Below are 26,031 nucleotides of genomic sequence, written 5' to 3' on the forward strand. Positions count from 1 at the left end.
GGCCCGACCATCCTTTTGCCGGCCCCATACACGGAGTATTCGTTTTGACGTTCTCACCCACCGAGCTGACCAAATCCCTTGGCCGCGGGCTGCTGTCCTTTCCGCTGACCTTTTTCGACGATGCCGGCGCCTTCAACGAAGCAGGCTATCGCGCCCATGTCGCGCAACAGGGGGCGGCCGGAGCAAGCGGACTTTTCGCCGCCGGCGGCACGGGCGAATTCTTCTCGCTGACGCTCGCTGAGTACAAGCGCGTCGTGCGGGCGGCGTCGGATGAAGTTCCCGATCACCTGCCGCTGCTGGCCGGCGTCGGCTACGGCACGCATATGGCGGTCGAGTTCGCCAAGGCCGCGGAGGCCAATGGCGCCGACGGTCTGCTGGTGCTGCCGCCCTATCTGGTCAAGTCCGAGCAGGAGGGCCTGCGCCGGCATCTGACCGCCATCTGCCGCTCGGTCGGCATCGGCGTGATCGCCTACAACAGGGACAATGCGGTGCTGACGCCCGAGACCCTCGACCGGTTGGCGCAGGACTGCCCGAACCTGATCGGGCTCAAGGACGGCGTCGGCGATATCGAGCTTCTCACCGCCTTGCGCCACCGCATGGACGACCGTCTGATCTTCATCGGCGGCATGCCGACGGCCGAAGTCCATGCCAGTGCCGCCGCGGCAATAGGCATGACCACCTATTCGTCGGCGATCTATAATTTCGCGCCCGAGATGGCGCTGCGTTTCTTCAATGCCTTGCGCGCCGGGCGCACTGCGGAGGTCGGCGATCTCATCCGCTCCTTCTTCCTGCCCTATCTCGCCATCCGCAACCGGCGCGCCGGCTATGCCGTCTCGATCGTCAAGGCCGGCGCTCGCATTGCGGGGATCGACTGTGGACCGGTCCGGTTGCCGCTTCTTGACCTCACGGCGGATGAGGAACGGCAGCTTGCGGCGCTCATGCAATCCTGCCGCATGCCCGTCGGAGAGTTGGCGTGAGATCGGATGGGCCGCGCAAACGGATCGAAGATCAGGTTTGACGCCGTGTTACGACCTGACCGAGCCATCGACCATGCGGCGATAGCGCTCGCGGCCCGCCTCCAGATGTTCGCGCAAGGTGAAGCGGGCGGCTTCGACATTCTGCCGCTCGATGGCCTGATAGATGCGGCGGTGCTCCATCTGGACCTGCTCGAGATAGAGCCGCCGCTGCTCCGGCGTCTCGGCCCGCGGGCGGATCGACTGGCGCGGAATGATGACCGGTCCGAGAAAATGCATGAAGCGCTCGAAATAGGGATTGCCGGTTGCCGAGGCGATCGCCCGGTGAAAGGCAAAATCCGGCTCGATGGCGCTGTCGCCGGCGGCGATCGACGCATCGATGGCATCGAGACAATCGCGCATGCGGGCAAGATCGTCGTCGCTGCGCTTCTCGGCGGCGATGCCGGCGGCTTCGAGTTCCACCGCGAGCCGCAGCTGCAGCACGTTCTGGACTTCCGTCAGCGAGTGAAGCTCGTCGGAGACGATGCGGAATGTGGTGTTGGCCTCGTGGTCGGCGACGAACACGCCCGAACCCTGACGGCTGACGACCAGCCCTTCCGAGCGCAGCGAAGCCATGGCCTCGCGGATCACCGTGCGGCTGACCCCGAATTGCGCGATCAGTTCCTGCTCGGTCGGCAATTTCTCGCCGCTGGTCAGATGGCCGGCGCGTATTTCGCGCGCAAACCAGTCGGCCACCTGCGCCGTGCGGCTGATCTGAGGGGGAAGGCCAAAGGAACGTTTCATCGCCACCAAGCAATAAACGAACCGCTGTTCTTGGCAACCAATTATTTGTATGGTGATATGATGACATTGACGAGGCGCTCGGCGCGCCAAATCTCCATTCGCCTTGCCAGGCCGGCTCAAACATGTCCCCGGATTTCTCTACCATGAAAGGACAGGGATTGGCTCTCTCCGACAGAGCGGTGCTGTTGACCGGAGCCTCCGGCACGATTGGACGCCTGCTTTCGGCGAGGCTGGCGGCGCTCGGCTGGACCTTGCGGCTCACCGATGTCGTGCCCTTGCCGATCCCGCTGCCGCGCAACGCAAGTTTCGACATTGTCGATCTCGAGGACCAGCAGGCGGTGAACGATCTCGCCCGGGGGTGCGGTCTGATCCTGCATTTCGGCGGCATATCCACCGAACAATCCTTCGAGACGGTGCTCGGCCCCAACCTGCGCGGCAGCTTCCACATCTACGAAGCGGCGCGCAGCCAGAAGGCGCGCGTGGTGTTCCCTTCCTCGGTGCACGCCGTCGGCCTCTATGAGCGGACAGAGATCCTCGACCAGGATTGCCTGTTGCGCCCCGATGGCTACTACGGCCTGTCGAAGGCCTATGGCGAGATGCTGGCGCGGCTGTATTGGGACAAGCATGCGGTCGAAAGCGTGCTGATCCGCATCGGCTCGGTGCTGCCGGAGGTTCCGGACGAAAGGATCCTGTCGACCTGGATATCGCATGACGATTTTGTCCGCCTGATCGAGCGTTGCGCCGGGGCCGAGCATGTCGACTGCTCGGTCATCTGGGGGCAGTCCAACAACAGCCGTGGCTTCTGGCGGCACGATGCCCGCCACAAGATCGGCTGGGCGCCGCTCGACAGTTCCGACAGCCAGGCCGAGCGCGTCCGTGGCAAGGTGACGGACAATCCGGTCGTGGAGCGATATCAGGGCGGCAAGTTCATCGTCGTCGACTATAGCCGCGCCGACTTCCCGCCGCGCTCGATGTTCCCGGACGAATGAGCTGGCTGCACCGGCAACAGGCCCCGCCCGGCGATCATATCGGCTGCCTTTTCGGCAATCATGATGACGGCGGCGTTGGTGTTTGACGACACGATGCGTGGCATCACCGAGCTGTCGCAGACGCGCAGGCCTTGAAGCCCGCGCACGCAAAGCTCGGGATCGACGACGCTTTGCGCATCGCCGCCCATCCGGCAGGAGCCGACCGGGTGATAGGCGCTGCGGCCATGCTCGCGGGCGAAGGCTTCGAGTGCCTCGCGTCCCTTCGTTGCCGCACCCGGAAGATGCTCCCGGCTGATGTATTTTGCAAAGGCCGGCTGAGACAGGATCTCGCGGCTGATCTCGATGCCGTCGACGGCGCGCTCCAGGTCGTAGCGTTCGGCGAAAGGGTTGGGATCGATGATTGGCGGATCGCGCGGATCGGCCGATCTGAGCGTGACGCTGCCGCGCGAGCGGGGGCGGACATGGTAGGAATTCAGCGTGCAGCCATTGCCGCCGGGAACCGAGCCGATGCCTTCCTCGACCCCGGCGCCGGGCAGGAAATGAAACTGGATATCAGGCGTCTTCTCCGCACGGTCGCCCCACCAGAAGCCGCCCGCTTCGACGATGTTGGACGCCACCGGCCCCTTGCCGAACAGCGCGTATTCGAGGCCGGCGACCGCCTGCCAGCGCTTCTTCTTGTAGCGGTCGATGCCGTGCGGCCCGTTGAGTTCGGCGACGACATCGACATCCATGTGGTCATGCAGGTTCTGGCCGACGCTGCTCAAGTCGTGGATCACCTTGATGCCGTGCGTGCCGAGATGCGCGGCCGGGCCGATGCCGGACAGCATCAAGAGTTTGGGCGAACCGATGGCGCCGGCGGTGACGATCACCTCGCGCCCGGCGCGCAACAGCTCGGTACTGCCGTTGACGATGATCTCGACGCCGATGGCGCGCCCGTTCTCGACAACGATGCGGCTGACCATGACCTCGGTGCGCAGCGTCAGGTTCCTGCGGCCAAGCGCCGGCCTGAGATAGGCGACCGCCGTACTGCTGCGTTTCCCCTGACGCGTTGTCGTCTGGTAGAATCCGGTGCCTTCCTGCTGGCCGGCATTGAAATCGGCCCTGAACGGAAGACCCGCCTGCTGCGCCGCCTTGACGAAGACCCGCGTCAGCGGATGCGGCGCGCCGCTGGAAACGCCGAGCGGGCCATCGGTGCCGTGCTGCGGACCGGCGAATGTGTCGTTGCCCTCGGAGCGCCGGAAATAGGGCAGCACGTCGGCGTAGCTCCAGCCCGCGCAGCCATCGTCAGCAGCCCATCCGTCGTAATCCTGCGGGCAGCCGCGGGTGAACACCTGCGCGTTGATCGAGGAGCCGCCGCCGAGCACGCGCGCCTGCGGATAGACCATGGTGCGGCCGTCGATCGCCTTGCCGGGCGCCGTGTCATAGCCCCAGATCAGCGGTCCGGTCGTCATCTTGAAGAAGCCGACCGGCAGATGGATGTAGCGATCGGTGTCGGCCGGCCCGGCCTCGAGCAGGATGACGGACAGGTCCGGATCCTCGCTCAGCCGGGCAGCCAGAATGCAGCCGGCCGAGCCGCCGCCGACGATGATGTAATCCGGCATTTTTCCTCCGATGCCACGGCCGCAGATTACGGCAGCCTCATGTGCGCGACGATCTCAAGTCCCTTGTGCCGCGTCAAGAGAAAGGGTATGGTTGCCGTGTTGAAGGGTTGTCGTACAAGTGGAGGAACTTGGCAACCCGTCGATCGGAGGCCCGGCCGCGCTCCCCGCGCAAGCCGCCGGGCGGGAAACAGAATTCAATCGGGAGGTTCGATAAATGAAGGACAGGACAGGTTTAACGCTTTCCGGCGCAGTCAGCCGCCGGACGCTGATGATGGGCGCCACCGTCGGAATGGCGGCGCTCGCCATGCCAAAAGTTTTGCGGGCGCAGGAAAAGCCGACATTGGTGACGTCGATCCGCTCGTTGTCCAACCCCTACCACGCGGTGTGGAAGACCGGCGCCGAGGCCTACGCCAAGTGGGCCGGGCTCGAACACGTCACGCTGGTTTCGGAAGGCAACAGCGAGAAAGGCATCGCCGATATCAAGGCAATGCTTGCCAAGACCGGTGGCAACATGGTGCTCAATTCCGATCCCAACGACACACCTGATGCACGCCCCATCGTCGAGGCCTGCGCCAAGGCCGGCGCCTATGTCGTGACGCAATGGAACAAGCCGGCGGATCTGCACCCCAAGGACTTCAATCCGAACTATGTTTCCCACATCGAGTTCGACGGCATCGCCAGCGGCAAGACCATCGCCGAGATCCTGTTCAAGACCATCGGCGGCAAGGGCGGCATCGTCGCCCTCGGCGGCCTGATCTCGACCACGGCGGCGATCGAGCGCAAGAAGGGTCTCGACGCAGCCCTTGCCGCCAATCCCGACATCAAGCTGCTCGACTTCCAGGTCGCCAACTGGAAATCGACGGAAGCCTTCGACCTGATGGGCAATCTGCTCACCCGCTTCGGCGACGACATCAAGGGCATCTGGGCCGCCAATGACGACATGGGCTCAGGCGCGCTCGAGGCGCTGCGCGCCGAAAACCTTGCCGGCAAGGTGCCGATCGTCGGCGTCGACGGCATCAAGACGGCGGTCGACGCGGTGCGCACCGGCGAATTCGCCTGCACCGTCACCTCGGATCCGTTCTGGCAGGGCGGCATGGGGCTGGCCATCGGCTACAACGCCAAGATTGGCAAGTTCGACCCGGTCAAGGAGCCGCCGGAACATCGCGAGTTCTACGGCAAGGCGGTGCTGATCTCGCACGACAATGTCGAGGAATATTACAAGACCAATGTCGACGCCAAGCCGGAGATCGACTGGAACGATCTTTGGGGTCGGGTGACCGGAGCCATCCGGACCTGACCGCCAGGGCGGGCTGCTGCTCCCTGGCGGCCCGCTCCCCTTTACGTTCGTCGTGCATCGTACCCGCCCGGCGATGGTCATCAGCAGACGGGAAGCGGTTTCTTGACAATCCATACAGAACCCCTGAAGTCCGTTTCGGACATCGAGCGGACGACGCTTATGACATTTCTCCCCGGCCGCATCGCCGCCGTGTTCGGCGGCAGGCGCTGGCGCAGCCTGGCGCCGCTGGCGGTGCTGGTCGTGCTGTGCGTGCTGATCGCCATCGCCAACCCGAACTTCATCGAGCTGCGCAACCTGGTGCGCCTCGCCAACTCCGCCGCCGTGCCGCTGACGCTGGCGATGGGGCTGACCTTCATCATCCTGATGGGCAGCATCGACCTCTCGGTCGAGGGCACGCTGTCGGTCTCGGCGATGGTCGTGGTGCTGCTCGCCGCCAATGACAGCAATGGCAACGACTATGGCTGGTGGGCGGTGCTGGCCGCGATCGTCGGCGGCACCGCCATGGGTTTCTTCAGCGGTCTCGTCCAGACCATGCTGCGCATCCCGTCCTTCATGGCCACGCTCGGCATGTGGTTCATCGGCCTGGGCCTGTCGGTCTATATGCTCGGCGGTTCGGCGATCCGCCTCAACGACGCCTCGATCCGCGATCTGGCGCTGACCCGTTTTCTTGGCCTGCCGCTGGCGGTGTGGGTCGCCACCGGAGCGTTCCTGCTCGCCGCCGTCATCCAGTATCACACCAAGCTCGGCCGCCACATCCTGGCCATCGGCGGTGACGAGGACGTCGCCAAGCTCTCCGGCGTCAATGTGGTGCGGGTGCGCGTCACCGCCTTTGCGCTCGCCGGTTTCTTCTTCGGCATATCAGGCGTGCTTGCCGCCGCACAGCTCGGCCAGTCGCACGCCGTCATCGGCGACGGCAGGCTGTTTGCCGCGGTCACCGCCGTCGTCGTCGGCGGCACGGCCTTGACCGGCGGCGAAGGCGGCGTCGTCAACACGCTGATCGGCGTGCTGATCGTCACCGTGCTCGCCAACGGCATGATCCTGCTCGGCATTTCGCCCTACATCCAGCAGACGGTGCAGGGCCTGATGATCATCGCCGCGGTGGCGCTGTCGCTCGACCGCGTCCGCCTCAGAATAGTCAAGTGACCGCCATGCTGAGCGCTTCCGGCATCATCAAGAATTTCCCTGGCGTCCAGGCCCTGCGCGACGTCTCGATCGAGGTCCGGCCGAACGAGGTGGTCGGGCTGATCGGCGAGAACGGCGCCGGCAAGTCGACGCTGATGCGCGTGCTGGCCGGCAGCTACCGGCCGGACGGCGGCAGCCTCACCCTCGACGGCGACCAGCTGCGCATGCGTAGTCCGGGCGACGCGGCCCGGCATGGCATCGGCATGGTGTTCCAGGAACAGTCGCTGGTGCTCAATTTGACGGTCGCCGAAAACATCTATCTCGGCGAGGAAGATCGCTTCACCCGCTTCGGCATCGTCAACTGGCGCGCCATGAACGCGGCGGCGCGCCGCCAGTTGGCCAAGATCGGCATCGACATCGACGTCACCGCGCGCACCTCCGAGCTCACCTTCGCCGCGCGCCAGATGGTCGAGCTGGCCAAGGCGCTGACCCTTGAGGAAGTGGTCGAGCGGCAGCTGCTCATCCTACTCGACGAGCCGACCTCGGTGCTCAACGCCGCCGACATAGAGGTGCTGTTCGCGCGCGTACGCTCGCTCAAATCGCGCGCCAGCTTCGTCTTCGTCTCGCACCGTCTCGACGAGGTGCTTGCGATCTCCGACCGCGTTTACACGATGAAGGACGGCGCGGTCGTCGCCGAGCATCGCGCCGCCGATGTCACCGCGCCGGAGCTGCACGAGATCATGGTCGGGCGCGGGCTGCAGGCGGAATATTACCGCGAGGCCCGCCAGCAGGCGCCCCGCGAGACGGTCATGGTCGAGGCAAAGGGCTTGGGGGCAAACGGCGCCTATCACGGCGTCGACCTCATGATCAGGGCCGGCGAGATCGTCGGCATTGCCGGCGTCGTCGGCTCCGGCCGCGAGGAGGTGACGCGCACCATCGGCGGCTTCCTCCAGCACGATGCCGGAGAAATGAAAATCGCCGGCGACGCAGTGCGTTTCGGCTCGCCGGAACCCGCGGTGCGCAGGGGTATCGGTTATGTGCCGCGCGAGCGCAGGCTCGAGGGGCTGGTGATGTTCCTGTCGATCGCGGAGAACATTTCGCTGGCCGATTTATCGAGCGTCATGCGCCATGGTGCGATCGACTATGGCAAGGAGCGCCGGCTCGCCGCCGACTGGATCAAGCGGCTGCGCATCAAGGCGCCGGGCCCCGATGCCGCCTGCCGCAAGCTCAGCGGCGGCAACCAGCAGAAGGTGGTGCTGGCGCGCTGGATGACAGCGGGCTCGCGCATCCTCGTGCTCGACCATCCGACGCGCGGCCTCGATGTCGGCGCCAAGGAGGAGGTCTACGAACTGGTCCGCGATCTCTCCGCGCAAGGCGTGGCGATCCTTTTGATTTCCGACACGCTGGAGGAGACCATCGGCCTGTCGCACCAGGTGCTGGTGATGCGCGACGGCGAGATCACCGCGCGTTTCGACGCCAGCCCTGGCAACAAGCCGAACCAGGTCGAGTTGCTACGGGCGATGGTGTGAGGCAAGCCGATGAATGAAGTTTCCATCAGGCGCATCTTCGAAGGCAAGTGGACGCAAGGCGCCATTCCGCTGGTCCTGCTTGTCGCCCTGCTTTTGATCATCGAGATCGCCGCGCCCGGCTTTCTGACCGGCGAGACCGTGGCGCTTCTGTTCGCCAACACCGCCGTGCTGTTCATCCTGGCGACCGGCGTCACCTTCGCCATCCTGCTTGGCGGCATCGACCTGTCGATCCAGGCGGTCGCCTCGCTGGCCAGCGTGATCCTGGCGCAGTTGCTGCCCTCGCTTGGTCTCGCCGCCTTCCCGGTGGCGATCCTGTCCGGGCTCGCCTTCGGCACCTTGAGCGGCATCGTCCATGTCAAGCTGCGCGTCCCGTCTTTCGTGGCGACGCTCGCCACCGGCGGCGTGGTCACCGGCATCGCGCTGTGGGTGTCCGACGGCCGCGCCATCACCATCGAGGAAGGCGGCCGCGAAAACACCGCCTGGATCAACGCCACGGTCGCCGGGCTACCGGTTGTGGTGCTGATTTCGGCGGTCATCGGCATCGCCAGCTTCCTGGCGCTCCGCTACACACGCTTTGGCCGCCAGGCGATCGCCGTCGGCGCCGGCGAGCCGGCCGCCTGGGCGGCGGGCATCAATGTCGACCGCACCAAGATCATCGCCTTCGCCGCCTCCGGCATGCTGGCCGCAATCGCCGGCGTCGTGCTGGCAGCCAGGCTATCGAGCGGCTCGCCGGTCCTCGCCAACCAGTTGCTGCTGCCGGCCATTGCCGCCGTCATCGTCGGCGGCACCGCCATCACCGGCGGGCTGGGCGGCGTCGCCCGCACGGCGGTCGGCGCGCTCATCATCTCGATCGTGCGCATCGGCATGACCTTCGTCGGCGTCAACATCTTCCTGGAAAACATGGTGTTCGGCGCGGTGCTCATCGCCGCCGTCGCCATCACCATAGACCGCAGCAAGATCGCGGTCATCAAGTGACAGATCCATCCGCACCGCCTCCCAAGCAAGCGCGGACCGGACGGGGTCGCATCAAAGGCGCGATGCGGCCCCGCCGGCTCAGGTCACTGCATCGTGTCGAGACCGATCAGCTCGATCTTGTAGCCGTCCGGATCCTCGACGAAGGCGATGTGGGTGGTGCCGTGCTGCATCGGCCCGGGCTTGCGCGGAATCTTGGCGCCGCGCTTTTCCAGTTCGGCGCAGACGGCGTAGATGTCGTTGACGCCGAGCGCCAGGTGGCCGAAGCCGGTGCCGATCTCGTAGGGCTCTTCGCGGCCCCAGTTCAACGTCAGCTCGACCACGGCTTCCTTGTCCTCCGGCCCATAGCCGACAAAGGCGTTGGTGAACTTGCCGCCGGGATAGTCCTCCCGGCGCAGCAAGGTCATGCCGAGAACCTCGGTGTAGAAGGCGATCGACTTGTCGAGATCGAGCACCCTGATCATGGTGTGCATATAGCGAAAGCCCGGGGCGTCGCTCATTGGGAAAGTCCTCCGTGTCGGGTGATTGGCTGGTCTGACCGTCCACATCAAGCAACTGGCGGGAACATGGCCTCGCTTGATGTTCTAAATCAGGGTTGTATGATAACACGACAAGCAAGGTGGTTGTCCAGTCGTTTTCCCAGAGGGTCCGGAACCAGGTCATGAATGTCGTGCCGCCTACTTCCGCATCGCTGCTATCGGCCCTTGCTGGCGTGCTGCCGGATGGCGGGCTGCTGACCAGCGACGAAGACCTGGCGCGCTACAGCCGCGACTGGTCGGGCGATCATTTCGGCCGCCCGCTGGCGGTCGCGCGTCCGGCCTCGGTGGAGGAGATGTCGGCGCTGATGCGGCATTGCCATGCGGAACGCATCCCTGTCGTGCCGCAAGGCGGCCTGACCGGCCTCGTCGGCGCCGCGGTCGCCGCCGATGGCGGCGAGATCGTCATCTCGCTGGAGCGCATGAACCGCATCCGCTCGATCAGCCCGATCGACTTTGCCATGGTGGTCGAGGCCGGCTGTATCCTCGAGGACGCCAAGCGTGCCGCCGGGGAGAGCGACTGCCTGCTGCCGATCACCTTCGGGGCGCAGGGAAGCTGCCGCATCGGCGGCAACGTCGCCACCAATGCCGGCGGCTTCAACGTGCTGCGCTACGGCATGACGCGCGACCTGGTGCTCGGCCTCGAAGTGGTGCTGGCCGATGGCCGGATCTGGAACGGGCTGAAGGTGCTGCGCAAGGACAATCGCGGCTATGATCTCAAGCAGATCTTCATCGGCTCGGAAGGCACGCTCGGCATCGTTACCGCAGCCGCGCTAAAACTCTTTCCCAAGCCGACGCAGATCGAGACGGCGCTGGTCGGCCTGCGCTCGGTCGAGGACGCCATGGCGCTCTATGCGCGGGCCCGGCGTGACTGCAGCGATCTCCTCACCGCCTTCGAACTGATCCTGCGCCAGGGCATCGAGATCACCATGCGCGAGGGCACGGATTTTGCCGATCCGCTGGCAAAAGCCTATCCGGCCTATGTGCTGATCGAGGTTTCCTCAGGCGGGCTGATCGACCTGTCGGCCATGCTCATGGGTTTTCTCGGCGGCGTCGCCGACATCGTCGAGGACGGCATCGTCGCATCGACACGGGCGCAGGCCGAGCGGCTGTGGCTCTATCGCGAGATCATGGTCGAGCGGCAGGGCAGGGGTGGCCGCTACCTGCGCACCGACGTCTCGGTGCCGATCTCCAAACTCGCCGATTTCGTCACCGACGCGCTCTTCGAATTGCAGCGGGCCCGGCCGGACGCGCTCGCCGTCACCTACGGCCATGTTGGCGACGGCAACATCCATTTGAACGTCGTGCCGCCGGAAGGCATGGCGCCCGAAGCCGTCGAGCATCTGTTCGAGGAGGCGGAAGCCGAGATCTTTGCCGTCGTCGACCGCTATGGCGGCTCGATCAGCGCCGAGCACGGCATCGGCCGGGTCAAGCAGAAGGCGTTCCTCGACCGGATCGATCCGGTGACGCTTGATCTGGCGGCCGGCATCAAGCAAGCCTTCGATCCGCGCCATATCCTGAGCAATGGCCGCATTCTGGCAAGCAAGGCCAATCATGGTCTATAGGTGAGCGATGACGCTGAAGCTCGACAAGGTCAATCGCGGTCCGCACCTCTCCACTTTGGTTGCGAGTTCGATCTCGCGCGAGATCGCGCAGGGGCGCCTGAAGCCCGGCGACCAGCTGCCGACCGAACAGGCGCTGGCGACCACGTTCGGCGTCAGCCGCAACGTCGTGCGCGAGGCGATCGCGCGGCTGCGCTCGGAAGGCCGCATCTGGTCGCAGCAGGGGCGCGGCGCCTTCGTGGTGGAGAGCACCAACCCGACGGTGCTGACCATCGACTACGAGGCGCTGCAGCGCGCCGACTCCTTCCGCAATTTGTTCGAGCTGCGCGGCATCCTCGAGGTGCAGGCGGCCGCCCTTGCCGCAAGGCGGCGCACCGAAGCCGATCTCACCGCGATGGGCGATGCGCTGGCCGGCATGCGTGCCGCGCCCTATGGCAGCGTCGCCTGGCTGCGCAGCGACCTCGAATTCCACCGCACCGTCGCCGAGGCGACGCGCAACGCCTATATGGGCCAGTTCCTAGTCTTCGTGTCCGAGCGGGTGCGCGAAAGCATCCTGGCCGCCGGCAACCAGCAGAAGTCGGACGACATGGCCCGCATCACGCTCGGCGAGCACGAGCGCATCCTGGCCGCCATCCGCGCCGGCGACGCCGAGGCGGCGCAGACGGCGATGCGCGACCATCTGGCGGGTGCGGCTCTGCGCGTTGGGTTGCACGATGGTGAGGCGGAGGCGGCAGCTCCGGTGCGGCACACGAGATTGAGGAAGGCTATCCGCAAGCAGGCTGCCGGATAGCGGTTCGCTCGGCGTTTATCTGTAAGGCGCCTCCACACAGCCAAATCGCCTGTGGCAGCGCCGGCCCCCACTCCGTCTCGGCTTCGCCGAGCCACCTCTCCCCCACTTTGTAGGGGAGAGGAAACCCAAGCTTCTCAAAGCCGCGACCTCGGAGATTGGCGTTTCCTCATCCCCCATGAAATGGGGGAGAGGTGGCTCGGCGAAGCCGAGACGGAGTGGGGGAGCGCCATATCCGATTTCCCTGCCCTTATGGAAGGGTTAGGGTTGGCGTACTTCCCCTCGCCTCGAGTCACATCTTTGGCGGTCAATCGGCGAAACGCCGTTCAGGCCGGCGATGCAGCGCCGGCACGAACGTCTCGCCATGGCCGGTGGCAACCGCGGAGGCAAAGCCGTTGCTCAACCGCTGCGCCGATTTCGACTAGTCGCAGGACCGCTCTCGCGGCAGAGTGCGGCGATGTGCAACCTCTACAACATCACCACGTCGCAAGAAGCCGTGCGCCAGTGGACCCGCACTTTGCGGGACATCCTGGGCAACCTTGAGCCGTCAATCGACATCTATCCCAACCAACCCGGTCCGGTGGTGCGCAACGCACTGGACGGACAGCGCGAGCTTGCCAACCTTCTGTGGGGCATGCCGACACCCATTGAGCGGATGAAGGGCAAGGCCGACTACGGCACCACCAACATACGCAATCCCCAGTATGGCCATTGGCAGCAATATGTCGGCGTCGAGAACCGCTGCGTGGTGCCGGTGACGAGCTTTGCGGAGCCGAGCCCGACGCCCGGCGACAAGGACCCCGAGACGGGCATCCAGCGAAACTATTGGTTCGCGCTCAATGAGGACCGCCCGCTGTTCTTTTTCGCCGGCCTCTGGACGCCATGGCAGGGGGTGCGCAAGGTCAAGGACGGCCCCGGCGACTTCGAGCTTTACGGCTTCATGACGACCGCCCCCAATGCGCTCATCAAGCCGATCCACGAGAAGGCCATGCCGGTGATCCTGAGGACGCAAGAGGAAACGGAGACCTGGCTGACAGCGCCATGGTCGGAAGCGAGGCGGCTGCAGCGCACGGCGCCGGACGATGCTTTGGTGATTGTCGAGAAGCCGGCCACGCAGATCAAGTTTCCGCAGCAGGCACCGCAGGCTCCGGCTCAAGGCTCATTGTTCTAGATGTTTGGCGGGCTTCGGATACTGTTCGACGCTGCGCCATGGTTTACGCTTGGTCTCCTCTTTGCAATTTTGGTCGTAGTGGTTCTTCGTCGTATGCGCCGTTAAGCGCTGATGTCGGGTTGATTAGCGTTCTATTCGTCTCTCCAAATCACCCGGCGGACCATGCGGATTTCGACAAGCCGCCTCACGCGTATCGTCATGCCCTCCAACGCACTCGGCAGCAGGATATCCACGTCGAGCTCGCGGCGTTTGCACCGCTCGCAACGCATGTGCCGGGCCACGTCCCAAAACGGAATGTCCCCGACGAGCTTGGCGAGGTCCCCCGGTAGGTAGTGGCGGGTGATGTTGCAGTTGATGCAGCGGACACGGATAAGCTGCCCGACCTCATGCGCTCGGCATAGGGTCTGCACAAGGCGGCGCGGTCGTCTGCTCTGTTCCGGCATGGTCAAAAATAGGAACGCATTCCTCTCCGAGTCAATTCGCTCTTGACATTTTCGTTCCCTTTTTGTTCACTGCGGCCCTGCAGCGTTTGGAGGAATTGCCATGGATCGCATTGTCACACTCAACAGCCGTCAAGAGGCCGCCCTCCAGGCCCATGCCGAGGATTTCATTGCAGTCCACAAGGGCGACGTGATGAAGGCGCTCAAGGAAATGATCGTGCTCAACGGGCACCTTCAAGAGCGGCTTGAGGCGCTCTCGACCCCGCGCAGAGCAAGCCGCTAGGGGAGGGACCGCAAATGGCCACGGCGATGTTCCGGCTCGTGGACTCGGCCAGCCGTCGCCCGTACAATCGCGGCTCTGCTGCGCTTGAAGGACAATCTCGCGAATGGCCGAGGGACGCGTCCAACGCCGTCTTGCCGCAATCCTGGCCGCTGACGTGGAGGGTTATACGCGCCTGATGGGCAGCGACGAGGCCGGCACACTTGGCGAACTGAAGACGATACGGACCCACCTTATCGACCCCAAGATGGCCGAGCACCAAGGCCGCATCTTCAAGACGACCGGCGATGGCGTCCTCGCCGAGTTTCCGAGCGTCGTCAACGCCGTGGCTTGTGCGGTCGATATCCAGCGGGCCATGTCGGACCGAAACGGGGCCGTCTCCGAACATCGGGCGATACAATTCCGCATTGGGATCAACCTCGGCGACGTAATCGTCGAGGGTGACGATCTGTTCGGTGACGGCGTGAACGTGGCGGCGAGGCTCGAAGGCATCGCTCCTGTTGGAGGTGTCATGGTTTCGGGCACGGTGCGAGATCACCTCGGAAACCGGCTTGACCTGCAATTCGACGATAACGGTGAGCAGACACTTAAAAATATTGAGCGCCCCGTGCGAGCTTATGCAGTGCGTCTCGACGGTCCCGGCGCGACGCCCACTTCGCCGACCTCGCTTTCTGACAAGCCCTCCATCGCTTTGCTGCCGTTCGTCAATATGAGCGACGACCGTCAGCAGGACTACTTTGCCGATGGGATCACAGAGAACGTCATCACCGGATTGTCTCGGTTTCGCGATCTTTTCGTCATCGCGAGCAATTCGACGTTTGCCTACAAGGGCAAAGCCACGAAGATACAGGATGCCAGCCGAGAGCTGGGTGCCCGCTATATCCTGGAGGGCAGCGTACAGAGGTCGAAGGACCGTGTCCGGGTTACGGCTCAGCTCATTGACGGCAAGACTGGGCGGCACCTTTGGGCAGAGCGCTACGACCGAGGCATCGATGATATCTTTGCCGTGCAGGACGATGTCACCGAAAGAATAATTGGCAGTTTAGCCACAGCGCACGGAGGCCGACTGTTAAAGGCGTGGCACGAGCGCCCGGAAGTCGCGGGGACACGGAACTTTCAAGCGCTGGACTACTTCGTGCGAGGTATGGAGGCCATAGACCGTAATACCAAGGAGGACAATCAGCGTGCGCGCGAACTCTTCCGCAAGGCCGGTGAACTGGATCCCAAATTTGGCAAGGCCTTTGCGAAGGTTGCCTGGACGCACATGATGGATGTAGTCGATGGATATAGCGAGAATCCCGAGTCCTCGTTGGCTGATGCTTTGCGCTACGCCAATCTCGCGATTGAACGCGACGACGCGGATGCGTGGGGCCATTACGCACTCGCAGGACACTGCCTTTTTTGCGGGCAGTACGAACCTGCCATTGCATCCTTTCACCGCGCCCTTGATCTCAATCCCAATGATGCAGACATTCTCATGGACTTTGGCTACTGCCTGAGTTGCGCGGGAAGAACCACCGAGGGCCTCGACGCAGCACAAAAGGCGTTGCGGCTTAATCCTCGCTATCCCGAGTGGTACGTTCAAGAGCTCGGCCAGATTTATTACGACTCCCGACGATACCATGAAGCAGTCACGGCTTTGCGTAGCCTAAGGACAATCGACACGGTGTACCGCTGGCTCTATTTGGCAGCCGGTCATGCTGCATTGGGGAATATGATCGAAGCGAGGGAAGCCGTGGAGCGGATCAAGCAAATGGACCCATCAGCCACAATCGTTTCGAGAACCGGCCCCCAAATGACGCCTTACAAAAATCCCGGCGATCTCGAACACCTTCGCGAGAACTTGCGCAGGGCCGGCATGCGGGAATGAGAAGAAACCGCTGGCGCTTTGCCATCAGCGTACCTGGTGGGCGTCTGGCAGCGCGACATGATCGGCATGGCCCCTTTGCCTAGTGGCCGGCATGGGCGCGTCTACCTGCTGTTAGCGCTTCTCCTCGCCCTTTGTGGGTATTGCATTTAGAGGATGCTGGCGATCACTCAAATGCGTCGGGTCCGCTGTCGACGGCTCCAAAAGCGCAAACGTTTCGCAGATGGGCACTTCCGAGAGACAGCGGACTCAAACTCGGGCCAAGAGGGGCAAGGCCCGTTATGATCCCTATGCGGGGATCAAGGTGACAACACCGCGCGAGTACAAACGTTCCGTCGGCTTAAAGATATATCCCAAGCTCAGTTCCACGCCCGATTTGACTCGCTAATCCCCGACTAAAGCGTACTGAAGGAACGTCGCTGGCCAATTTGAACGGGCGCCTGGCGCTTGGAAGAGTCGATCACGCTTTCGCCCCACGAGGGATAAAGCGATGTCATTCAACGATCATCTCGATTCTGAGCAACTTGCAATGCTGACAAAGGTTCTCAACGACTATTGCACAGAGGCAGGAATTCCCGAAGGCCATCCGGCATGGGAACACTTCGGCCGGCGCCTCAAGGGCCTATTCCAGTCCGGGATACATCATCCCGATGAACTGACGTCCAAAATGAACACTGGCTACGAGGATTGGCTAGGCGAGATCGGCGCTACCGGTCGTTTCATACCGCCCAAACTATCGTCCGAAGACCGTCTCGTAGGCGACAATCGCTTGCCAGGGTCAGACCTAAGAGGCAGGCCAGCCGTAGCGAATAGAGTTCGGATTTAAGAAAGCCATCGCCAAGGCCCATGTTCCGCCGCTCAACCCCAGAGCGGGCTTGCCTGTATGCTGTTGCTGGCAGGCGCCTGTTGATCCATGCCAAATCGCAAGATCGGTCGAGCGCGCCATATGCCGAAGGGCCTAGCTGGTGTCGCCACGGAGGAAGAGACGGTGAAGGCGTCGCTTGAAAACTACCATGCCCGGATGCAGCGGGTGCTGGACCACATCGACCGGCATCTGGACGGCGATCTGGGCCTGGAAGCGTTGAGCGGCGTCGCGGCGTTCTCGAAATACCATTTCCACCGGCAGTTCATGTCCACCTTCGGATTGTCCGTGCATCGCTATGTCCAACTCGCCCGCATGAAGCGCGCTTCGTACCGGCTGGCCTACACGGACGCCCAAAGCGTCACGGACATCGCGATGGATGCCGGTTACGACGCACCCGATGCCTTCGCCCGCGCCTTTCGGCAACGGTTCGGACAATCGCCTTCGTCGTTCCGGAAATCTCCCGACTGGGAGCCGTGGCTTGCGGCCTTCGGGCCTCTCGACAACGCCAGGAGCAAGCTCATGCAGAAGACTTTTACCACCGACGACGTGACGATCCGCGATGTAGCCCCGACGCCGGTGGCGATCATGGAGCATCGGGGCGACCCGGCGATGCTCGGCGCCACCATCCAGCGGTTCATCGCTTGGCGCAAGGCAGCCGGCCTGTCGCCGAAGACAAGTCCGACCTTCAATGTCTGGCGTTCCGAGCGGCGTCCTGCGTCGCCTGCCGACTACAGCGTGGACCTTTGTGTCGGGACCGGCCAACCGATCGAGGCGAACGACGAGCAGATCAAGGCCGGCGAGATCCCCGGCGGGCGCTGCGCGGTGCTGCGCGTCGTCGGCAATACCCACAATCTGGAGCCCGCCGCGCTCTACCTCTATCGCCACTGGCTGCCGGCCAGCGGTGAGGAAGCAAGGGATTTCCCGATCTATTGCCAGCGGCTGAGCTTCTTCCCGGAAGTGCCGGAGCATGAGACGGTCGCGGAGCTGTTCCTGCCGCTGAAATAGTTCTGCTGGACAGCGGCTTGCAATGGTTCGGGACGCCCGGTGACCAAGGGACTTCAGTCTTAGTTGAGCTATGACTAATATGCCTGTAGCGTTGGCAGCGCGGGGGACGATCCCAAATCCTATCCCGCAATGGCCGGTGCGGCTCGCTTCACCCAAGCACCCCTGCACCGGCCATTCTTTTCCGCCATGGCGGCTAGGCTCGCAAACGCTGGGTAGCCTATGGCCGGCTTGAAATCGTAACCTGGGTGGGCGATTATCGCCCGCTTGGGGGAGACAGGTGATCGATGCGCCGCACTACAAAGGCTCTGCCTTTCGTGCCGACCGAGCTTCACGTCAGTACTGTCGAGGATGAGAAGGGCCTTCTAGGCATCCTTTCGATTCAGACAACGGAGGGCATTTTAGACCTGGCCCTCGACCTCACGACTGCGGACGCCGTTGCAAGGGCCGTCAAGGAAATCCGGTCGAAGCTGGTCCCCGAGAGTTAAAAGAAAGCCCGGCTTGAAACCGGGCTCGGGAGGTCAGTTGGGAACACCGAAAGTGAGAGGATCCCCTTCGGCATTGCTAACTTTGCATCGCCTTCATGACGACTGCATGAAGCCACCTGTCCGGTCCCCTCAAGTCGCCGGCGGCTCCACCAGCGAGACGCCATTTAGGCCGGCGACGATATCCGACAGCGCCGGCACGAACTTCTCGCCATGGCCGGTCGCGACCGCGGTGGCAAAGCCGTTGCGCACCGCCGCACCGATCGGGTTGGCGACATTGGCGGCCTGGGCGAAAGAGGCGAGATAGGTCATGTCCTTGAGCGCATTGACGATGGCGAAACGCTGCGCGTTCTCGTTGCGGGTCAGCACGAAATCGAAGAACGCCTGGTAGAAGCCGCAATCCATGCGGCTGCCGGAGATCACGCTGTTGAAGACCTGCGGCGTCAGCCCGGCCTTGGCGCCGAGCGTCAGCGCCTCCGAGTAGATCGCCGAATAGCCCATCGAGACGAAATTGTTGAGCAGCTTCATCGTGTGGCCGCTGCCGGTCGGCCCGGTATGGACGACGCGCGCGGCAAACGCCTCGAGCACCGGCCGCGCGCGGGCGACGGCGTCGGCCGGGCCGCCGACCATGACGTCGAGCTTGCCTTCGGCCGCTTCCTTTGGCGTGCGCGCCAGCGGCGCATCGATCAGCGTCACGCCAAGTGCCGCGAGGTCGGCCGCAAGCGCCGTCGTCGAGGACGGATTGGAGGTCGAGCAGTCGATGACCAGCAGCGGCTTGCCTGCCGCGGCCAGTCCATCCGGCCCCTTGACCAGCATTTCCACCTCGCGCGAACCGGTGACGCACAGGATGACGACATCGCAGGCGGCGGCGAGCGCGCGCGGGCTTGCAGCCTCCCTAGCGCCGGCTGCGATCAACCGGTCGGCGGCGGTGCGGCTGCGATGCACGCTCACCGCCAGCGGCCAGCCCTTGCGCAGCAGGTTGTCGGCCATGCCGGCGCCCATGCTGCCCAGACCGATGAAGCCGATGCGTTCTTTCATGCCATCCTCCAATGACCCACGTTCGTGGGCCGCATTTCGTCACCTTGCGGCGGGCACCTGTCGATGCAATCCTTCGAAGAAGAATCGGCCTTTGCCGAAGAATCGGACCGGAGGCCGTATCCCCCGATGGCGGAGCCCATGCTTTTCGATGCCATACCGCAAGCGCCCAATCTGCGGACCGGGCTCGTCAACACGCTGATCGCGCAGATCGAATCCGGCGACCTGGCGCCGGGCCAGCGGCTGCCGACCGAGCAGGAGATCGTCGCTGCCACCGGCGTCAGCCGAACCGTCGTGCGCGAGGCGCTCGCCGCACTGCGCGCCCGTGGCCTGATCACCACGCGCCAGGGCCTCGGCGCCTTCGTCGCCAAGGATCCGCTGCCGCGGACCTTTTCCATCCTGCCGGACGATCTTGAATCGATCGACGAGGTGCTGCGCGTGCTCGAACTGCGCATGGGCATCGAGGTCGAAGCGACCGGGCTTGCCGCCGAGCGGCGAAGCGAAGCGGCGCTCGAGCAGATGGGTTCTCGGCTTGACGCGCTGGAGGCGGCGGTGCGCGCCGGCGGGTCGGGCTCGGAAGAGGATTTCGGTTTCCATCGCGCCATCCTCGCGGCGACGCAGAACGCCAATTTCACCCGGCTGTTCGACACCTTCGGCAGCGCCATGATCCCGCGCCAATGGATACGGCTCGACCGGATGACCCTGCCGGAGCGGGAGAAATACCTGGCCCGGATGCAGCGAGAGCACCGCGCCATCCTCGCCGCAATTGAGGCCAGGGATGCCAACGCGGCGCGGCGCGCCATGCGCAGCCATCTGACCAAGAGCTATGCCCGCTTCGAGGAGTTGCGCGACAGGGCAAGCCACGACTGAGCGCTTGCTCATGCCGTGGCTCCCGCCACGCCGCCGAGATAGAGTTCCCGCATCAGCGACATGTCGCGCAATTCGGCGATCGGTCCTGAGACGACGATGCGGCCGTTCTGCATGAGATAGCCGCGCGATGCGACGGAGAGCGCCAGGCCGGCATTCTGCTCGACCAGCAGCACCGAAGCGCCGAAGCGCTCGCCGATGCCGAGGATGATCACCTTGATCTCCTTGACCAGCAGCGGCGACAGGCCGAGCGACGGCTCGTCGAGCAACAGCACGCGCGGCCGCGTCATCAGCCCGCGCGCGATGGCCAGCATCTGCTGCTGGCCGCCGCTCAGCGAGCCGCCCTTGTCGCGCCGCTTGGTGGCGAGGATCGGGAAGAAGGCCAGCATCGTTGCGAAATCGGCCTCCACGGCCGCAACGTCGCGGCGTGCATAGGCGCCGAGGCGCAAATTCTCCTCGACGCTCATCTCGACGAAGATCTTGCGCCCCTCCGGCACCAGCACGACGCCGCGCCTGGCCATGACATCGGCGGCAAGTCCGGTCACCTCGGCGCCATCGAACGAGATGCTGCCCGCGCGCGGCCGGATCAGCCCGGCGATCGCCTTGAGCAGCGTCGACTTGCCGGCGCCGTTGGGGCCGAGGATGGTGACGATCTCGCCCGCCCCAAGCGTCAGCGAGACGCCGCGGTTGACGATGGTCGGCCCGTAGCCGGTGACGACATCGGAAACGGCGAGCAGGTTCACAGATCGCCTCCCAGATAGACTTCCAGCACCTTGGGATCGGCAAGCACCGCCTCGGTCGGCCCGTCTGATATCTTGGAACCGAAGTCGAGCACGGCGAGGCGCCGGCACAGCATCTGCATCAGCTTCATGTCGTGGTCGATGACGCAGACCGATATGCCGTGGCCGGGCAGCTGGCGGACGAGCCCGACCAGGGCCGTGGTCTCGCGGTCGTTGAGGCCTGCGGCGGGTTCGTCGAGCAGGAGCAGCGACGGCCGCGTGGCGAGCGCCAGCGCGAGGCCGAGCAGGCGCAGGCTGCCGAACGGCAGCACGCCGGCCTTCTCATTGGCAACCGCGCTCAGCCCGACGAAGTCGAGCAGCGCCTGCGGCGTCGGCCACGGGTTGGCGATGCTGCCAGTCCCCACATGCTCGCCGGCGATCCGCACATTCTCCAGCACGCCAAGGCCGGCAAAGGCCATCGCCTGCTGGAAAGTGTAGCCGATGCCTGCCCGCGATATGGCATGCGGCTTGAGACCGGTGATGTCCTGACCGCGAAACAGCACGGTGCCGCCGCTCGGCCTGTGCACGCCGGTGACGACATTGAACAGCGTCGTCTTGCCCGAACCGTTCGGACCGACGACGCCGAGGATTTCGCCCTCTTCGATGGCGAGGTCGACGCCTGCCAGTGCAGTGACGCCGCCGAACTGCTTGCTCAGGCCATTGATCGCCAGGATCGGGATCATCGGCGCGCCTCCGAGGGCGCCGCGTTGCGCTGTTCCGCCTCCGGTTTCGGCTTGCCCGAAAACGCCGCGCGAAGTGCGCGCACGATGCCGCCGATCAGGCCGTCGGGCAAAAGCATGATCACCGCGATCAGGCAGACGCCATAGACGATGCGCGACTGGACCGGATCGAGGTCGAGCACTTCCGGCAGGAAGGCGACCAGGATGCCGCCGGCGAGCGGTCCCTCGATCAGGCGGGCGCCGCCGATCATGACCATCAGCGCCAGGTAGATGCTGGGGAAGGAGGAGAACTGCGACGGCGAGATGTGGCCGAGGAAATAGGCGAGCAGCACGCCGGAGATGCCGGCAAAGACGCCGCTGACGACGAAGGCGCCGATCTTGTGCCGGCCGACATTGATGCCGAGCGAGGCGGCAAGCTTCTCGTTCTCCCGGATGGCGCGCAACGTGCGGCCATACGACGAGTTGATGATCGCCCAGCTCGCCACCGCCGCGGCCGTCACGAAGGCCACCACCATCAGGTAATAGCGCGTCAAATCGCTCATATCGGCGCCGAACAGGGTGACCGGGCCGGCCAGGTCGAGCCCTGTCGCGGCACCCGTATAGTCGCCGCCATTGGTGAGCACGATGGCGAGCAATTGGCCGAAGGCAAAGGTCATGATGACAAAGTGATGGCCGCCGACGCGCAGCGACGGAATGCCGACGATCATCGCGAACGCAGCACTTGCCAAAGCCGCTGCCGGCAGCGCTGCCCAAAACCCCACGCCAAAGTCCCGCGCCAGGATCGCCGCCGCATAGGCGCCGACGCCGACCAGGGCCGCGTGCCCCATCGACAGGATGCCGGTCTGGCCGAACAGCACCGAAAGGCCGTAGAGCGCGATCACGTTGATGCCGGCCGAGATCGCCAGCGACAGGAAGCGGTTGCTCGGCGAGAACAGCGGCACCAGCGCGATCAATGCCAGGATGACCAGCACCGGCAGCAGCGATCGCAACGCCTTTAGGCCGGAACCGGCGCGATCCTGGTGGAGGCCTTCCGTCATGACGCCATCCTGGGTCCGCTGGTGCCGCCGAACAGGCCGTGCGGGCGAACGATCAGCACCAGGATCATCAGCGCGAAGGAATAGGCATCGGTCCATTGCGAGAAGCCGTAGCCGGCGCTGAAGCCCTCGACGATGCCGAGGATGAGCCCGGCGGCGACGGCGCCGTAGATGTTGCCGAGCCCGCCGATCAGCGCCACGGCAAAGCCCTTCATCACCATGGTGCCGCCGGTGAACGGCGTGATCGGAAACAGCGCGATCAGCAATGCGCCGCCGAGCCCGGCCAGCGCACTGCCGAGCACGAACACGCCGGTGATGTAGCGGCGCACCGGAATGCCCATCAGGGCCGCCGTATCGCGGTCTTCGACGCTCGCCCGCAAGGCACGGCCGTAGCGGCTTGCCGTGATCATTCGGAAGCTGAGCGCCACCACGGCAATGGTGATCGCGATGACCATGACCCGCACCGAGGCGATGCGCACGCCGCCAACCTCCCAGACCGTGGTCAGGGGGCGCGGAATGCTCTTCTGGTTGGGGTTCCAGAACAATACGACGACATGCTGCAGCACGACGATCAGGCCGAGCGAGACGATGAAGCCATTGGTCGGCCGCTCCAGGGTGAAGCGGAAAACGCCACGCTCGAGGATGTAGCCCATCAGCCCGACCGCCAGGATCGCCAGCACCACGGCCAGCGGGAAACCGAGGCCGGCACCGACGGCAAGCCAGGTGACGATGCCGCCGGTCATCAGGAATTCGCCATGGGCAAAGTTGATGATGCCGGTCAGGCCGAAGATCAGGGTGACGCCGATGGCGATCAGCGTGATGACGCTGGCGATCGAAAGCCCGTTGAGGATCTGCTGTATGAAAATGTCCACGGCTCGCATTCTCTGTCGAAGTGATGGCGCTTTTCACGTGGTGGCCGGCTTTCAAGCCCTGCCTGCATTCTGAGAAGAGAAGTTGGCGGCGTGAGTGACGCCGCCAACTCAAGGCTCGTTTCGCCAGGTCAGCTCTTCGGCGCTTCAGCCGGCGGCTGTTGCATCGAGCAGGAGATGGCGCCGCCGGGTGCCGCGGCGCAGACCTCGGTGGCATGGGTGACCTGATGGGTTGGATTGAAGGTCAGGTCGTCCGAGACCACGCCTTGATGATGCAATGTCAGCAGCGCCTCGACCGTCTTGTCCGGATCGAAGCTGCCGGCCTTCTCCCAGGCTTCGGCGAGGAAGTGGACATAGTCGTGGTAGAGCAGCGACACCGACGAGGTCACGCCGTGTGGGGCGCCCGCCGCGAAATAGGCGTCGAAATAGGCCTTGGCTTTCGGGTTGGACGACTCGCCCCAGCAGACCGGAACGCAGCTCATCGCCACCGGCACGTCGGCGGAAAGCTGCTTCTCCTTCCAGATGCCGGGGTCGACGCCGAACAGGAAGTAGCTCTTGGCGGCTCCCAGTTCGAGCGCCTGCGGCAGCGCCGTCAGCGTTGAATCGCCATTGTACCAGAAGTGGATGATATCCGGATTGAGGCTCTTGGCGCGGGTCAGGAACGGCGAGAAATCGGTCGTGTCAGGCGGATAGAAAATGATGTCGGGGACGTCTTGTCCCTCTGCCTTCAGCGCCTTGTAGTAGTAGGACGACAGGAACTGGCCGGTGGCGTCGTTGCCGACGATCATGACCGACTTCTTCGGATGATAGCCAAGCAGCGGCTCGAGCAGCGTCAGCACGCCGCGCGCGGTCGATCCGGACCGCTGGAACTCCTGCGGCTCGGACTGGAACAGATAATGATCCTCGCCGCCCGGCTTGACCGAGTCCGGTGTCAGGATTTTCGCCAGCGTCGAATTGCCGGCGAAATGGATGATCTTGGCCGGCTGCGTGATCTTGGCCATGGCCAACGTGAAGTCATGCGTTTCGGATCCGAAGATCGCCTGCACCTTGACGTCACGCACCAGTTCCTGGGTCGCGGCGATTGCGGTCGCGATATCGGTGCGGTCGTCGCGCTTGACCATTTCCAGTTTGTAGTTCTTGCCGCCGACATTGATGCCGCCGGCGTCGTTGATCTGTTTCACGGCAAGTCCGACGCCTGCCGGCAAGGTATGGCCGGCGGAAACGAACGAGCCCGACTCCGCCGCGACGACGCCGATCTTGACGATGTTGTCCTCGGCGAATGCCGGATGAGCAAGCACGCCAAGGCACAAGGCCGCCGACGCGCCCATTTTCAGAATGGTTTTCAACTTGAGATCCTCCCGACTCCAAATCATTGCAGTCTTACCGGGTTGTCATACAACCCTGTTATCTGGTAAATCTAACGAACGGGGATGTCAATCGCGTTGCCATGCGATAAAAGGCGGCCCGCAGATCAGGGATCACCACCAAGCCGCAGTTAGGAACAGGACATGCAGTCACGGAAATTCGGCCGTACCGGCCGCGACGTCAGCGAGATCGGCTTTGGCTCATGGGCGATCGGCGCCGCCTGGGGCGAGGTCAATGACGACGATGCGGTGGCCGCCCTGCATGCCGCCCTCGACGCCGGCGTCACCTTCATCGACACCGCCGACGTCTATGGCGACGGCCGTTCCGAAAAGCTCATTGCCAGGGTCATGAAGGAGCGCGGTGGCGAGCGGCCGTTCATCGCCACCAAGGCCGGAAAGCGCCTGCCGGAGCAAACGGTCGAGGGGTTCAGCCAGAAGAACCTGACCGACTGGATCGACCGCAGCCTGAGATATCTCGAGGCCGACACGCTCGATCTCGTGCAACTGCATTGCCCGCTGACCGACCTCTACTATCATCCCGAGGTGTTCGAGCGGCTCGACCGTCTCGTCGAGCAGGGCAAGATCCGCAACTATGGCGTCAGCGTCGAGCGGGTCGAGGAGGCGCTGAAGGCGATGCAGTATCCCGGCGTCGTCAGCGTCCAGATCATCTTCAACGCCTTGCGCCAGCGGCCCGCGGAATTGTTCTTCGACCTGGCGAAAAAGAACGATGTGGCGATCATTGCCCGCGTCCCGCTGGCCAGCGGTTTGCTGTCGGGCAAGTTCAAGGCGGACACCAAATTCGAGGACAGCGACCACCGCAAATTCAACCGCCACGGCGAGGCCTTCGATGTCGGCGAGACCTTCTCGGGCGTGCCCTACGAGGTCGGACTGGCGGCGGTCGAGCGCATCCGGCCGCTGGTTTCCGGCGACACGACCATGGCCAAGTTCGCCCTGCGCTGGATCTTGATGTTCGACGCGGTCACGGTGGTCATCCCAGGCGCCCGCAATCCGGCGCAGGCGATATCCAATGCCGAAGCGGCGGACCTTGCGCCGCTGTCGGGTGAGCTCATGGGCAAGATCCGGGATATCTACGACCAGGACATCAAGCCCCATGTGCACCAGCGCTGGTGATCGAAGGCCT

The 26,031-nt window shown here is 64.2% G+C and carries 23 protein-coding genes; 14 read left to right on the forward strand and 9 right to left on the reverse strand.

Going from position 1 to position 26,031, the window contains the following annotated elements:
- Positions 1-44: 44 nt before the first annotated feature.
- Positions 45-977, forward strand: coding sequence for a 5-dehydro-4-deoxyglucarate dehydratase (kdgD, locus tag AC0ZT5_RS00055; RefSeq protein ID WP_488494754.1), 933 nt, complete (start codon positions 45-47; stop codon positions 975-977).
- Between the two features lie 48 nt (positions 978-1,025).
- Here the strand turns inward: kdgD and AC0ZT5_RS00060 are convergent, their stop codons facing one another.
- Entirely contained in the window at positions 1,026-1,757 is a 732-nt protein-coding gene (locus AC0ZT5_RS00060; protein ID WP_488494755.1) for a FadR/GntR family transcriptional regulator, read from the reverse strand.
- A gap of 143 nt (positions 1,758-1,900) precedes the next feature.
- On the opposite strand from AC0ZT5_RS00060, the gene AC0ZT5_RS00065 reads away from it, so the two are divergent.
- Positions 1,901-2,746, forward strand: a complete 846-nt coding sequence (locus AC0ZT5_RS00065; protein WP_488494756.1) for an NAD-dependent epimerase/dehydratase family protein — start codon at positions 1,901-1,903, stop codon at positions 2,744-2,746.
- On the opposite strand, the gene AC0ZT5_RS00070 is transcribed toward AC0ZT5_RS00065, so the two are convergent.
- Entirely contained in the window at positions 2,698-4,347 is a 1,650-nt protein-coding gene (locus tag AC0ZT5_RS00070; RefSeq protein ID WP_488494757.1) for a GMC family oxidoreductase, read from the reverse strand. The genes AC0ZT5_RS00065 and AC0ZT5_RS00070 overlap by 49 nt on opposite strands.
- A 214-nt stretch (positions 4,348-4,561) precedes the next feature.
- Between AC0ZT5_RS00070 and AC0ZT5_RS00075 the strand changes: the two genes are divergently transcribed.
- The 4 genes from AC0ZT5_RS00075 (at position 4,562) to AC0ZT5_RS00090 (ending at position 9,270) form a co-directional block, all read left to right on the forward strand.
- Positions 4,562-5,644 (forward strand): sugar ABC transporter substrate-binding protein, encoded by a 1,083-nt coding sequence (locus tag AC0ZT5_RS00075; protein ID WP_488494758.1) that lies wholly within the window; start codon positions 4,562-4,564, stop codon positions 5,642-5,644.
- A gap of 102 nt (positions 5,645-5,746) precedes the next feature.
- Complete coding sequence (locus AC0ZT5_RS00080) at positions 5,747-6,787, forward strand: ABC transporter permease (RefSeq protein ID WP_488494759.1); 1,041 nt, start codon at positions 5,747-5,749, stop codon at positions 6,785-6,787.
- Between the two features lie 5 nt (positions 6,788-6,792).
- Entirely contained in the window at positions 6,793-8,295 is a 1,503-nt protein-coding gene (locus AC0ZT5_RS00085) for a sugar ABC transporter ATP-binding protein (RefSeq protein WP_488495256.1), read from the forward strand.
- A gap of 9 nt (positions 8,296-8,304) precedes the next feature.
- Positions 8,305-9,270: an ABC transporter permease gene (locus AC0ZT5_RS00090; RefSeq protein WP_488494760.1), complete on the forward strand. Its 966-nt coding sequence runs from the start codon at positions 8,305-8,307 to the stop codon at positions 9,268-9,270.
- An 83-nt stretch (positions 9,271-9,353) separates the two neighbouring features.
- Here AC0ZT5_RS00090 and gloA read toward each other — a convergent pair whose 3' ends face one another.
- The gene (gene gloA, locus AC0ZT5_RS00095) at positions 9,354-9,767 is read right to left on the reverse strand and encodes a lactoylglutathione lyase (protein ID WP_095080570.1); all 414 of its coding nucleotides are present in this window, start codon (positions 9,765-9,767) and stop codon (positions 9,354-9,356) included.
- A 161-nt stretch (positions 9,768-9,928) separates the two neighbouring features.
- Here gloA and AC0ZT5_RS00100 point away from each other — a divergent pair, with 161 nt between their 5' ends.
- The 6 genes from AC0ZT5_RS00100 (at position 9,929) to AC0ZT5_RS00125 (ending at position 17,780) form a co-directional block, all read left to right on the forward strand.
- Complete coding sequence (locus tag AC0ZT5_RS00100) at positions 9,929-11,368, forward strand: FAD-binding oxidoreductase (RefSeq protein WP_488494761.1); 1,440 nt, start codon at positions 9,929-9,931, stop codon at positions 11,366-11,368.
- A 7-nt stretch (positions 11,369-11,375) separates the two neighbouring features.
- Positions 11,376-12,155 carry a FadR/GntR family transcriptional regulator gene (locus AC0ZT5_RS00105; RefSeq protein WP_488494762.1) on the forward strand — a complete coding sequence of 260 codons (780 nt, stop codon included), beginning with the start codon at positions 11,376-11,378 and terminating at the stop codon, positions 12,153-12,155.
- Between the two features lie 454 nt (positions 12,156-12,609).
- Positions 12,610-13,323, forward strand: coding sequence for an SOS response-associated peptidase (locus tag AC0ZT5_RS00110; RefSeq protein WP_488494763.1), 714 nt, complete (start codon positions 12,610-12,612; stop codon positions 13,321-13,323).
- Positions 13,324-13,866: 543 nt separating this feature from the next.
- A complete protein-coding gene (locus tag AC0ZT5_RS00115) occupies positions 13,867-14,046 on the forward strand; it encodes a hypothetical protein (RefSeq protein WP_488494764.1) in 180 nt (59 codons plus the stop codon).
- Positions 14,047-14,149: 103 nt separating this feature from the next.
- Complete coding sequence (locus tag AC0ZT5_RS00120; RefSeq protein ID WP_488494765.1) at positions 14,150-15,913, forward strand: adenylate/guanylate cyclase domain-containing protein; 1,764 nt, start codon at positions 14,150-14,152, stop codon at positions 15,911-15,913.
- A 985-nt stretch (positions 15,914-16,898) separates the two neighbouring features.
- The gene (locus AC0ZT5_RS00125; protein WP_488495257.1) at positions 16,899-17,780 is read left to right on the forward strand and encodes an AraC family transcriptional regulator; all 882 of its coding nucleotides are present in this window, start codon (positions 16,899-16,901) and stop codon (positions 17,778-17,780) included.
- A gap of 614 nt (positions 17,781-18,394) precedes the next feature.
- Here AC0ZT5_RS00125 and AC0ZT5_RS00130 read toward each other — a convergent pair.
- The gene (locus AC0ZT5_RS00130; RefSeq protein ID WP_488494766.1) at positions 18,395-19,300 is read right to left on the reverse strand and encodes an NAD(P)-dependent oxidoreductase; all 906 of its coding nucleotides are present in this window, start codon (positions 19,298-19,300) and stop codon (positions 18,395-18,397) included.
- A 138-nt stretch (positions 19,301-19,438) separates the two neighbouring features.
- Between AC0ZT5_RS00130 and AC0ZT5_RS00135 the strand changes: the two genes are divergently transcribed.
- Positions 19,439-20,167, forward strand: coding sequence for a FadR/GntR family transcriptional regulator (locus AC0ZT5_RS00135; RefSeq protein ID WP_488494767.1), 729 nt, complete (start codon positions 19,439-19,441; stop codon positions 20,165-20,167).
- A gap of 8 nt (positions 20,168-20,175) precedes the next feature.
- Here the strand turns inward: AC0ZT5_RS00135 and AC0ZT5_RS00140 are convergent, their stop codons facing one another.
- The 5 genes from AC0ZT5_RS00140 to AC0ZT5_RS00160 form a co-directional block, all read right to left on the reverse strand.
- On the reverse strand, positions 20,176-20,907 hold the full coding sequence (locus tag AC0ZT5_RS00140) for an ABC transporter ATP-binding protein (protein WP_488494768.1): 732 nt from the start codon (positions 20,905-20,907) through the stop codon (positions 20,176-20,178).
- Positions 20,904-21,626 carry an ABC transporter ATP-binding protein gene (locus AC0ZT5_RS00145; protein ID WP_488494769.1) on the reverse strand — a complete coding sequence of 241 codons (723 nt, stop codon included), beginning with the start codon at positions 21,624-21,626 and terminating at the stop codon, positions 20,904-20,906. Before AC0ZT5_RS00145 ends, AC0ZT5_RS00140 begins: the two co-directional genes overlap by 4 nt.
- On the reverse strand, positions 21,623-22,660 hold the full coding sequence (locus AC0ZT5_RS00150; RefSeq protein ID WP_488494770.1) for a branched-chain amino acid ABC transporter permease: 1,038 nt from the start codon (positions 22,658-22,660) through the stop codon (positions 21,623-21,625). The genes AC0ZT5_RS00145 and AC0ZT5_RS00150 overlap by 4 nt, the downstream gene beginning before the upstream one ends.
- Complete coding sequence (locus tag AC0ZT5_RS00155; RefSeq protein ID WP_488494771.1) at positions 22,657-23,538, reverse strand: branched-chain amino acid ABC transporter permease; 882 nt, start codon at positions 23,536-23,538, stop codon at positions 22,657-22,659. Before AC0ZT5_RS00155 ends, AC0ZT5_RS00150 begins: the two co-directional genes overlap by 4 nt.
- A gap of 119 nt (positions 23,539-23,657) precedes the next feature.
- Positions 23,658-24,872 carry an ABC transporter substrate-binding protein gene (locus AC0ZT5_RS00160; protein ID WP_488494772.1) on the reverse strand — a complete coding sequence of 405 codons (1,215 nt, stop codon included), beginning with the start codon at positions 24,870-24,872 and terminating at the stop codon, positions 23,658-23,660.
- Between the two features lie 162 nt (positions 24,873-25,034).
- Between AC0ZT5_RS00160 and AC0ZT5_RS00165 the strand changes: the two genes are divergently transcribed.
- The gene (locus tag AC0ZT5_RS00165) at positions 25,035-26,021 is read left to right on the forward strand and encodes an aldo/keto reductase (protein WP_488494773.1); all 987 of its coding nucleotides are present in this window, start codon (positions 25,035-25,037) and stop codon (positions 26,019-26,021) included.
- Positions 26,022-26,031: the final 10 nt, after the last annotated feature.

The organism is Mesorhizobium sp. CNPSo 4670 (assembly GCF_057784235.1).

Excerpts from the sequence above, each read along its gene's own strand:
- AC0ZT5_RS00060 (WP_488494755.1), bottom strand. The coding sequence starts at position 1,757 with ATGAAACGTTCCTTTGGCCTTCCCCCTCAGATCAGCCGCACGGCGCAG.
- AC0ZT5_RS00065 (WP_488494756.1), top strand. The coding sequence starts at position 1,901 with ATGAAAGGACAGGGATTGGCTCTCTCCGACAGAGCGGTGCTGTTGACC.
- AC0ZT5_RS00070 (WP_488494757.1), bottom strand. The coding sequence starts at position 4,347 with ATGCCGGATTACATCATCGTCGGCGGCGGCTCGGCCGGCTGCATTCTG.
- AC0ZT5_RS00075 (WP_488494758.1), top strand. The coding sequence starts at position 4,562 with ATGAAGGACAGGACAGGTTTAACGCTTTCCGGCGCAGTCAGCCGCCGG.
- AC0ZT5_RS00085 (WP_488495256.1), top strand. The coding sequence starts at position 6,793 with ATGCTGAGCGCTTCCGGCATCATCAAGAATTTCCCTGGCGTCCAGGCC.
- AC0ZT5_RS00090 (WP_488494760.1), top strand. The coding sequence starts at position 8,305 with ATGAATGAAGTTTCCATCAGGCGCATCTTCGAAGGCAAGTGGACGCAA.
- gloA (WP_095080570.1), bottom strand. The coding sequence starts at position 9,767 with ATGAGCGACGCCCCGGGCTTTCGCTATATGCACACCATGATCAGGGTG.
- AC0ZT5_RS00100 (WP_488494761.1), top strand. The coding sequence starts at position 9,929 with ATGAATGTCGTGCCGCCTACTTCCGCATCGCTGCTATCGGCCCTTGCT.
- AC0ZT5_RS00105 (WP_488494762.1), top strand. The coding sequence starts at position 11,376 with ATGACGCTGAAGCTCGACAAGGTCAATCGCGGTCCGCACCTCTCCACT.
- AC0ZT5_RS00110 (WP_488494763.1), top strand. The coding sequence starts at position 12,610 with ATGTGCAACCTCTACAACATCACCACGTCGCAAGAAGCCGTGCGCCAG.
- AC0ZT5_RS00115 (WP_488494764.1), top strand. The coding sequence starts at position 13,867 with ATGGATCGCATTGTCACACTCAACAGCCGTCAAGAGGCCGCCCTCCAG.
- AC0ZT5_RS00120 (WP_488494765.1), top strand. The coding sequence starts at position 14,150 with ATGGCCGAGGGACGCGTCCAACGCCGTCTTGCCGCAATCCTGGCCGCT.
- AC0ZT5_RS00130 (WP_488494766.1), bottom strand. The coding sequence starts at position 19,300 with ATGAAAGAACGCATCGGCTTCATCGGTCTGGGCAGCATGGGCGCCGGC.
- AC0ZT5_RS00135 (WP_488494767.1), top strand. The coding sequence starts at position 19,439 with ATGCTTTTCGATGCCATACCGCAAGCGCCCAATCTGCGGACCGGGCTC.
- AC0ZT5_RS00145 (WP_488494769.1), bottom strand. The coding sequence starts at position 21,626 with ATGATCCCGATCCTGGCGATCAATGGCCTGAGCAAGCAGTTCGGCGGC.
- AC0ZT5_RS00150 (WP_488494770.1), bottom strand. The coding sequence starts at position 22,660 with ATGACGGAAGGCCTCCACCAGGATCGCGCCGGTTCCGGCCTAAAGGCG.
- AC0ZT5_RS00155 (WP_488494771.1), bottom strand. The coding sequence starts at position 23,538 with ATGCGAGCCGTGGACATTTTCATACAGCAGATCCTCAACGGGCTTTCG.
- AC0ZT5_RS00165 (WP_488494773.1), top strand. The coding sequence starts at position 25,035 with ATGCAGTCACGGAAATTCGGCCGTACCGGCCGCGACGTCAGCGAGATC.